Consider the following 9,310-nt stretch of genomic DNA (forward strand, 5'->3'; position numbering starts at 1 on the left):
AATAAGGGGATTACAAAAGCGTCACCTGCCCAATAAAGTGGGAACGCCTAATTTCGAATTGACATTGAGCCTCCGGCGGGCATGATGTAAAGCCAGGAAGCCAGGAGTTTAACAACACCTGGCTTGCCCTCCAGGCTATCATGCCCACCCCTCAATGTAAATTCGAAATAATTGTAGATCACTATACAAATTTTTTAAATAAGTCGATTATCATTGTTTGACACTTTTACACAAAATTTAGGACTTGACTGAACCAACCTCGTATCGTACCCTCATAGGTTGTTATGTAAACCAGTGATGGTACGGATAAGAGCTAATCATACCCTCACTGTAGGTATTGTAAACGATTGATGGTACGAATAAGAACTAATCGTACCATCACAGGAGTTATGCAAACGAGAATTGGTACGAACCGATTGCATTAATTAAGATAATTCCTCCTTAACCAACTCGATAAAGTTTTTAGCAGGAGTTGAGACATAGTGATGCTCAAGCCAAATCATACCTAATGAGGAATACATCGTTGTATCTTTAATCGGAGCAGAATAAAGTTCTCCATCTCCATATACATCCAATACGGATTTGGGCACGATCGTTGCTCCCATTCCGCTTTTTACCATTTCCATTAACACATGCATATCTGAGCACTCCGCAATACTTGTAAATTGAAGCTTTTGTTTTGAAAAGGCTTCGTGAATGATATTATAACTCCCCAAACCTTCCGTACTCGGAATAATGAGTGGTAATTGTGAGATCGTTTCCAGAGAAACAATGTCCGTTTTCGTTTTACTCACAAAAACAAATGGCTCACTAAGAAGGTGTTCATAAATGAAACCTCGATTTGCAAGGGGAAGACGTATGAATGCCACCTCAAACGCCCGTGATTTAACCATTTCCGCTAGATAATAAGAGTCATTCTGAACGACCTTCAACGTTACAAGTGGATATTTTTTATGGAAGGCTTGAAGCATGTCGGAAAAACCCGAAACCGATAATGTGTTTATTCCGACAGCCAAAACACCTTTCGTTCCTTCTTCTGTTTCATGAATTTCATGTTTAATTTCCTCAACACTATTCACGAGATGTAATGCGCGTTGATAGAGAATAGCGCCTTTATCAGTTAACTCCATGCTTTTGCCATTGCGCTCAATTAATTTAACACCAAGCTCTTCCTCCAACTGTTTTAGTTGCATACTTAATGGGGGCTGTGACATATGAAGCCGGTTCGCAGCAGCTGTTATATTTTTTTCTTCGGCTATGGCGATGAAATAACGTAATTGTTTTATGTCCATTTATTTCTCCTTCTATATAAAAAAAGTATAGTTTCTATATAAATTATATATTTTTCATATGGTATTAGTCCATGTTATGATAAGAATCGTTTTCACGGATAGAAAGGTGATATAAAATGGAACGATTCTTTAATTTAAAACAACATGGAACTACAATTGGAAAAGAATTCTCTGCAGGATTCATTTCATATATTACCGTAGTCTATATTATTATTGTCAATGCCACGATTCTGGCTGTAGCGGGTATTCCGATGGAAGCGGGAATCATTGCAACGATCTTAACTAGTTTTTTTGGATGCGTAGTTATCGGTATATGGAGTAACACTCCGATTCTCTTAATTCCTGGAATGGGACTTAATGCAATGTTTACTTATACAATCGTACAATCTGGGGGATTCACCTGGCAGGAAGCGCTGGCGATGGTCTTCGTTTCGGGACTAATTTTTGTGGTGATTGCGTTTACCCCGTTGGCAAAGGTAATTACTTCTTCCATCCCCAATTCTTTAAAAGAAGCGATATCGATCGGGATTGGAGTACTGTTGATTTTAATTGGGTTTGATAATGCGGGGATTATTACAAGCTCTGAGCACACATTACTGGCAATTGGGGATTTAAGCAGCCCTAGTGTGATTGTCACTTTTATAGGGTTAATTATCACAGTCCTATTATTTATTAAACAAGTACCTGGAAACCTGTTGTTAAGTATTTTCATTACATCGGTGTTATCCATTTTGTTTGGTGGGGCCAAGTATGAAAATATTTCCTTCTCTACGCCAGACTTTCATGAGTACTTTGGGGTATTTGGCCAACTTTCATGGGCGGAAGCGGGAAATCTTGTTTTCTGGTTAACATCCATTTCGTTAGCAATGGTACTCGTCTTTGAAAACATTGGATTAATTCATGGACATAGCAATATGCTAAATCGACCGGAAAGTAGTAAAAAGTCTCTTCAAGCAACTGCTGTCTCTGTTTTATCTTCAGGAGTCTTCGGAACAAGCCCCACAGTCGCTTCTGTAGAAACAGCTGCCGGAATTACCGCTGGTGGAAGAACAGGACTAACAAGCATCGTAACGGGGGTTATGTTTTTACTTTCAATGTTATTTATTCCGGTTATTAAAATGGTTCCGGCAAGCGCGGTTTCGCCGATTCTAATTTTAATCGGCGTTCTAATGCTGCAAAACATAGTGAATATTTCCATGGATGATTTTACGGAAAGTTTTCCAGCATTACTAATCATTGTGTTGATTCCATTAACATATAGTATTGCAGATGGCATGGCGATTGGCTTTATCTTATATCCTGTGATGAAACTGTTGATGGGAAAAGGGAAGGAAATTCATCCTGCACTTTATATGATTGCACTTTTATTTATTAGTAATTTTGTCATTCAGTATGTGGTTTAAAAAAAGCAGTCCATAGGGGGCTGCTTTTATTTTTAGAACATCCCATTTTCATTCAGAGAGTTCTCTGGGACAGGTTGTCCAATATCCCATAATTCAACAACTTTGTCTCCTTTGAAACGAAAAATATGTACGACAGCTGCTCCGAGGTCATCTGGATTTTGCCTTATGTGGGAGTAGACTGTAACCATTTCGCCTTCTTGTATGGCTAGCCTTACCTCAAAAATCTTATGAGGGCTTTGTGCTGCATTTTCTTCCATGGCGAGCATAAGGCTTTCTGCATCACCACGAAAGAAAGGATTGTGGTGAGAAAAATCAGGACCTACATAACTCTCATACGCTTCTCGGATTTTTCCTGAAACGATAAGATTTAAAAACGATATCGCTTTTTCTTTGAGTGATTGTTGAGCAGTTGTCATTTGTATACCATCCCTTTTTTTCACGAAGTTTACTGCATAAAAGAACCTATGTCAATTGAATGAATCTAGAGGTTAAAATGTCTTTTGAATATAATCTATTATTTTTTCCAATAATGAAAAAGGTGTATCGATGTCCAAGGTAGAATTTACATAATGTAGAAAAAAATTATGGATGGGCTGGTGGATAGGATGGGAAGATTAATTCATTTTGAGATTCATGTCGATGACATGGAGCGAGCAAAAGCGTTTTATGGGGAAGTATTTGGTTGGAAATTTGAAGATTGGAGTGATTATGCCGGAATGCCTTATTTCGGTGCTGTAACGGGTGATGAAAATGAACTTGGTATAAACGGAGCGTTGATGCAACGACAAAGTCCTCCTCCAGGACCAAATCAGCCTTTAAATGGCTATGCTTGTACGATGGGTGTAAAAGATTACGATACGACCGAGCAAAAAATTATGGCGAATGGTGGAAAGGTAGCTTTGCCAAAGTATGCGCTTCCTGGAATGGCATGGCAGGGTTACTATGTGGATACAGAAGGGAATATCTTTGGGATTCATCAGCCGGATGAAAATGCGAAATAGATTTACTCTCTATTGAAAAATAAAGCCTTTTGTCCTAATTAATGGCGAAAGGCTTTAATGACGTTATGTATTATCGATGTTGATCGAACAGAATTTGATTACCGTCTGGGTCTTCTATAACAAAATGTGCAGGCCCCTCACTTGATTCAGTAGATTCAGTTAACATTGTTATTCCTTTTTCTTTAAGTTGCTTTTGAATTTCTCGAATGTCTGTAAATGAATCTAGATTTTCCGCATGTTGATTCCATCCCGGATTAAAAGTCAGGATATTTTTGTCAAACATTCCTTGGAATAGTCCAATGACCGTATCTTCATTCTTCATTATAAGCCAATTTTGAGCAATATCTCCACCTAACATCTGGAAACCGAGGTTTTCGTAAAAATCTTTTGATTTGTGAATATCCTTTACATTTAAACTTATAGAAAATGCACCTAATTTCATGTTTTCTCCTCCAACGTGGTGATTTACTTTAACTATAGACGAATACACATCAATGCACAACAAGGAATTAAGGACATAACTTACATTAGCAAAGGAAGTCGCAGAATATATTGGAAAAGTGAATGTTAAAGTAAGTAATATCGCTTGGTAAGGTTCGACTTGCGTTTTGTCACCTAAAAAATGTAGAGGCAAAAATTAGAGTAGGTATAAAGAGAAAAACATGGATTTGTTGAGGTAGAAAAAAGCATATTATTGAAGGTGAATTTAAATGGATCAAACAAGAACAACTGATTCGGTTGACCAATATATCTTAAAATTAACAGCTGATATTCAACACATTGCAGCAGCATTAAGAAAAATCATTCTTAGTTCTTCACCCAATCTTGTTGAAGAATATAAATGGTCGATGCCGAACTATACTTATAAAGGATTGGTTTGCTATCTTCAGGCATCTAAAAAACATGTAAACCTGGTTTGAGTTTAATTTTAGTAGTGTTGTAGGAGGAAATCTAAGTGAGTTAAGGATGGGAGATCGACAAAACAAGTTTGATATCATTTTTTATTCACGGATTTAGAGTTCAAGTAAATAGTGTAGGAGGAGGAGCGCGCATTATATCGGGCTTCTTTTTATATAGAAATATACTTAATTTTTTATAAATTCAAGCAATATTATTGACAACGACAATCTCTTCTTATTAATATTATGTTATATTAACGAAGGATAATGAAACGTAATATAAAATAGGGAGTGAGAAGGTTGAAGCTAAGGGCAAAACGTGGTGAACTAGTGGAAGTAGCAAAGGGGAATATACCTGCCGATTTATATATTAAAGGTGGGACTGTAATCAATGTGTATTCAGGTGAATTTTTAAAGTTAAATGTTGCTGTATATAAGGATAGTATTGCGTATGTTGGAGAAAGCGAAGCGATGGTTGGTGAACATACGAAGGTCATTCATGCTGAAGGAAAGTATGTATCTCCTGGGTTTATTGAGGCGCATTCACACCCATGGGTTATCTACAATCCAATTAGCATGACGAGTAAAGTGTTGCCACTTGGCACAACTACATCTGTTAATGATAATTTATTTTTCTATTTACATATGGGAGCTAAAGGTTTCAAGGATATGGTTCTTGATTTAAATTCGTTACCTGGGAATTTCCTTTGGCTTGTTCGACTCGTTTCTCAGGCAGATTATCCAGGTGAACGTGACTGGTATAATCATCAGGATATTCAGGAACTGCTTGCAACGGAAGAGGTTGTTGGCTTAGCAGAAGTCACCCGTTGGCCACTTCTTTATAATGGCGATCCTTTTTTACTGGATACAATGGATTATGTAAAAGAAATCGGTAAAGTATCTGACGGGCATACTTCCGGGTGTTCTTATGAAAAATTAAATGCGATTGTTGCGTCTGGCGTGACGGCGTGCCATGAAGCAATTACGGCAAAAGAGGCACTAGATCGACTACGCTTAGGCATGTGGACGACATTGCGAAACAGTTCACTCCGACCAGACCTTGAAGAAGTCATTAAAATGATTACCGAAGGAAACGTCAACACAAGCCGAATCGTGATGACAACAGATGGACCACATCCAGGATTTATTGAAAGGGAAGGCTTTGTTGATGGACTTGTACGAAAAGCGGTTGAACTCGGTGTCCATGTAATGGATGCGATTCAGATGGTCACAATAAATGCAGCGACTTATCTACGTTTAGAGGATTATATCGGTGGTATTGCTCCGGGAAGAAAGGCAGATATTCTCTTACTTCCGAATCTCGTTGACTTCCGTCCTGAAAGAGTCATTGCGAGCGGAGAGGTCGTGGCAGAAAATGGACAATTATTGGCATCTGTGCCAGAGGTGGATTGGAGTAAATACGTTGTTCGAGAAGCATTTGAATTTCCGAAATCGGTACTAGAGAATCCGGAACTCTATCAATATCCACATCCGGATGAAAATAAACCATTACCAGTTTCCTATTTTAAAAGTAATGTGATCACTGCGAGGAAGGATACAATGATTCCTTCTATGAATGGATTTGCGGATCTGTCTGGTCATGAAGGACTTATGTATTCAGCATTAATTGATCGTCTCGGAAATTGGGTGAGTAAAGCCATCTTGGAACGATTTGCTGTTACGCTTGATGGAATGGCTTCTACGTATAATACAACGACTGAATTGCTAACAGTCGGCAGAAATCCGCAAGCAATGGCAAAAGCGGCTGCAAGGGTTCATGAGATTGGTGGGGGAATTGTCATTGTCGATGGTGACGATATCATCCTTGAAATTCCGCTTCCGCTTACAGGTATGATGACAACAGATCCTTCATTTGGAAAAGCGGTAGAGTATCATGATAAACTACTTAAAACTTTACAGGATCGAGGCTTCCCATTCCACGATATTCTGTACACATTGTTATTCCTAACTTGCGACTTCTTACCGGGATTGCGCTTGGTTCCTTATGGATTGTATGAAGTGAAGAAGGATGAGATTTTGTTGAAGGCTGAGGCTTTTGAAACTGAAGTTACGAAATAGTATAAAAAAAGAACCTACAAACACTGAAATATCGTTGTTTGTAGGTTTCTTTGTTTTTAAAAACTACATTTTTAACCTCAGTATTTATTCATTGAATTCCTCACCAAGAAACTGAAGCAAAGCCCGGACCGCGAAGGATTGGTACCTGTCTTTTTTGGTTATGACAACGAGTTCCCACATCGGGGGTGAGTCTAGCGGGATCATGTTAATTTGGTTTCTATCCATTTTAGAATAGATGGATTTTGGCAAAAGAGTAATCCCTAGTTGGGCAATGACCAATTCTGTTATTAAGTCCCATTGTGAACTTACATACGCGATTTTAGGAGAAAATCCGGAATGTTGACAATGTTGAATGATCAAGTTATGTAAGGCGAATTCTTGATTAAAGAGAATAAAAGATTCATTTTCAAGTTGTTCTAGTTTAACTGATTTTTCATGTGCTAATAGATGCGACGGATGAATGAAAAGCGTAAATTCTTCCTTGATGAATGGGTGAACGTTAAATTTATTGTGATCTGTTGGGTTTACGACGATACCCACGTCTACTTGCCCCTCATCGACTAAGTTTTCAATTCGTTTAGCTCCAAGTTCGATTAATTCTAACGATACCAGAGCATGCTGCATACCAAATTTTTGGGCAATCGTTGGAAAGAAAAGTGTGCCAATTAAGGGAGGGATCCCTATTTTAATGTTTCCAGTTGGCAGGTTCATTAAATCATCTAATAAAGTATGAAGTTCTTGGGTCGCACCTAGGATTTTAGATGCTTGCCTATACACAATTTCACCAGCATCCGTTAATATCAATTTTCTAGTTGAGCGTTCGAATAGCTCAACCTTAAGTTCCGTTTCTAATTTTTTGATGGACTTACTTAAGGTGGGTTGCGAAATATAGGTGTTAACCGCTGCTTTGGTAAAACTTCCGTAATCGACAACTTCCATAAAGTAGCGTAGGTCTTTTAACTCCATGGGTCCTCCTTATATTCCAATTTGTAATAAAGTTTATTCTTATTATTCATTTTACGGATAAATTGGACTGTTGTAAAATTTTATTAAGAAGATAATGAAAATTTAGAAATGAATAAAGTGAACGGACAAATTGTCCCATTTTATAGATCAGGAGGGGTTAAAAATGAAAACAATCTATACAAGCTTTGAAGAAGCTGTAAGCGGTATCAAAGATGGGATGACAATGATGGTAGGTGGCTTCGGTCTCGTTGGAATACCGGAAAATCTAATACTTGGTCTTCGTAAAACAAACATAAAGGATTTAACGGTGATTTCGAATAACTGTGGAGTGGATGATTGGGGACTTGGGATCCTTTTACAAAATAAGCAAATCAAAAAGATGATTTCTTCCTATGTAGGGGAAAACAAGGAGTTTGAAAGACAAGTTTTAAGCGGGGAACTAGAGGTTCAACTCGTACCACAAGGATCACTAGCGGAGAAAATTCGTGCTGGGGGAGCGGGAATTCCTGCATTTTACACACCGGCAGGAGTAGGAACTCCAATTGCAGAAGGACGCGAAACAAGAGAGTTTGACGGAAAAGAATATTTACTGGAAGAAGGGTTAACAGCGGATGTTAGTTTAGTAAAGGCATGGAAAGCGGATAAACTAGGAAATTTAGTTTATCGTAAAACAGCACAAAACTTTAATCCCATGATGGCAGCTGCAGGAAAGGTCACCATTGCTGAGGTAGAAGAGATTGTTGAGGTTGGTGAACTGAATCCAAATGAAATTCACACACCAAGTATTTATGTTCAAGGTTTGATTGTGGGTAAGCATGAAAAACGAATTGAGCGTTTAACTGTTAGAGATTAAGGGAGGTAATTGAATGTCTAATAATGTGAGAGTGCAAATTGCACAAAGGGCGGAGCAGGAAATTCAAGATGGAAATTATGTGAATCTGGGAATCGGAATGCCGACAATGGTGGCAAATTATATTTCTGACAATAAACATGTGGTTTTACAATCGGAAAATGGTTTATTAGGAATTGGGCCATATCCGACGAAGGAAGAGGTCGACCCCGACTTGATCAATGCCGGAAAAGAGACTGTCACAGCAATGACAGGTGCAAGCTTTTTTAGCAGTGCCGAATCATTCGCGATGATCCGCGGAGGTCATATCGACATTGCTATTTTAGGTGGGATGGAAGTGGATGAGAATGGGGATTTGGCCAACTGGATGATTCCAGGAAAGATGATTAAAGGTATGGGCGGTGCAATGGATTTAGTTCATGGTGCGAAAAAGACGATTGTCATCATGGAGCATGTAAATAAGCATGGACAGCCCAAAATTCTAAAAAAATGTAGCCTTCCACTCACAGGTCAAAACGTAGTGGATCGAATTATTACGGATAGAGCCGTTATCGATGTTACGGAGGATGGGTTGAAATTAGTTGAGGTGGCAAAAGGGTATAGTATTCAGGATGTCGTTGAATCAACTGAAGCAAAATTGATTGTTTCTGAAGATGTGAAAATTGAGGCTTATTAATGAAAATGAGAAAACCTCCAATCATGTTGATTTGGAGGTTTTTCTGTACAAAATATTAGAGAATAATAGTTACATATGGTTAAATAATGGTTATGTATAAAATATAAATAACTAGGTGTAGACATCATAGGAGTATTCTTGAAC

10 protein-coding genes are annotated in these 9,310 nt (G+C 38.2%); 6 read left to right on the plus strand and 4 right to left on the minus strand.

What is annotated here, in order from left to right; genetic code table 11:
• Positions 1–425: 425 nt before the first annotated feature.
• Positions 426–1,292, minus strand: a complete 867-nt coding sequence (locus tag E1I69_RS23140; protein ID WP_136381864.1) for a LysR family transcriptional regulator — start codon at positions 1,290–1,292, stop codon at positions 426–428.
• Between the two features lie 116 nt (positions 1,293–1,408).
• Between E1I69_RS23140 and E1I69_RS23145 the strand changes: the two genes are divergently transcribed.
• Positions 1,409–2,695: an NCS2 family permease gene (locus E1I69_RS23145; protein ID WP_136381865.1), complete on the plus strand. Its 1,287-nt coding sequence runs from the start codon at positions 1,409–1,411 to the stop codon at positions 2,693–2,695.
• Between the two features lie 32 nt (positions 2,696–2,727).
• On the opposite strand, the gene E1I69_RS23150 is transcribed toward E1I69_RS23145, so the two are convergent.
• Positions 2,728–3,111, minus strand: a complete 384-nt coding sequence (locus E1I69_RS23150; protein ID WP_136381866.1) for a nuclear transport factor 2 family protein — start codon at positions 3,109–3,111, stop codon at positions 2,728–2,730.
• 189 nt (positions 3,112–3,300) lie between these two features.
• On the opposite strand from E1I69_RS23150, the gene E1I69_RS23155 reads away from it, so the two are divergent.
• On the plus strand, positions 3,301–3,696 hold the full coding sequence (locus E1I69_RS23155) for a VOC family protein (protein ID WP_136381867.1): 396 nt from the start codon (positions 3,301–3,303) through the stop codon (positions 3,694–3,696).
• A 70-nt stretch (positions 3,697–3,766) separates the two neighbouring features.
• On the opposite strand, the gene E1I69_RS23160 is transcribed toward E1I69_RS23155, so the two are convergent.
• Positions 3,767–4,138, minus strand: coding sequence for a VOC family protein (locus tag E1I69_RS23160; RefSeq protein ID WP_136381868.1), 372 nt, complete (start codon positions 4,136–4,138; stop codon positions 3,767–3,769).
• A gap of 268 nt (positions 4,139–4,406) precedes the next feature.
• Here E1I69_RS23160 and E1I69_RS23165 point away from each other — a divergent pair, with 268 nt between their 5' ends.
• Positions 4,407–4,616 carry a DUF1801 domain-containing protein gene (locus E1I69_RS23165; protein WP_136381869.1) on the plus strand — a complete coding sequence of 70 codons (210 nt, stop codon included), beginning with the start codon at positions 4,407–4,409 and terminating at the stop codon, positions 4,614–4,616.
• A gap of 279 nt (positions 4,617–4,895) precedes the next feature.
• Positions 4,896–6,674 (plus strand): adenine deaminase C-terminal domain-containing protein, encoded by a 1,779-nt coding sequence (locus E1I69_RS23170; RefSeq protein WP_136381870.1) that lies wholly within the window; start codon positions 4,896–4,898, stop codon positions 6,672–6,674.
• 84 nt (positions 6,675–6,758) lie between these two features.
• On the opposite strand, the gene E1I69_RS23175 is transcribed toward E1I69_RS23170, so the two are convergent.
• Positions 6,759–7,640, minus strand: coding sequence for a LysR family transcriptional regulator (locus E1I69_RS23175; RefSeq protein WP_136381871.1), 882 nt, complete (start codon positions 7,638–7,640; stop codon positions 6,759–6,761).
• Between the two features lie 163 nt (positions 7,641–7,803).
• Here E1I69_RS23175 and E1I69_RS23180 point away from each other — a divergent pair, with 163 nt between their 5' ends.
• Positions 7,804–8,493, plus strand: a complete 690-nt coding sequence (locus tag E1I69_RS23180; RefSeq protein WP_136381872.1) for a CoA transferase subunit A — start codon at positions 7,804–7,806, stop codon at positions 8,491–8,493.
• Positions 8,494–8,506: 13 nt separating this feature from the next.
• Complete coding sequence (locus E1I69_RS23185) at positions 8,507–9,166, plus strand: CoA transferase subunit B (protein WP_136381873.1); 660 nt, start codon at positions 8,507–8,509, stop codon at positions 9,164–9,166.
• Positions 9,167–9,310: the final 144 nt, after the last annotated feature.

Source organism: Bacillus timonensis (assembly GCF_004799755.1).
Taxonomy (GTDB): Bacteria; Bacillota; Bacilli; order Bacillales; family Bacillaceae_L; genus Ferdinandcohnia; species Ferdinandcohnia timonensis_A.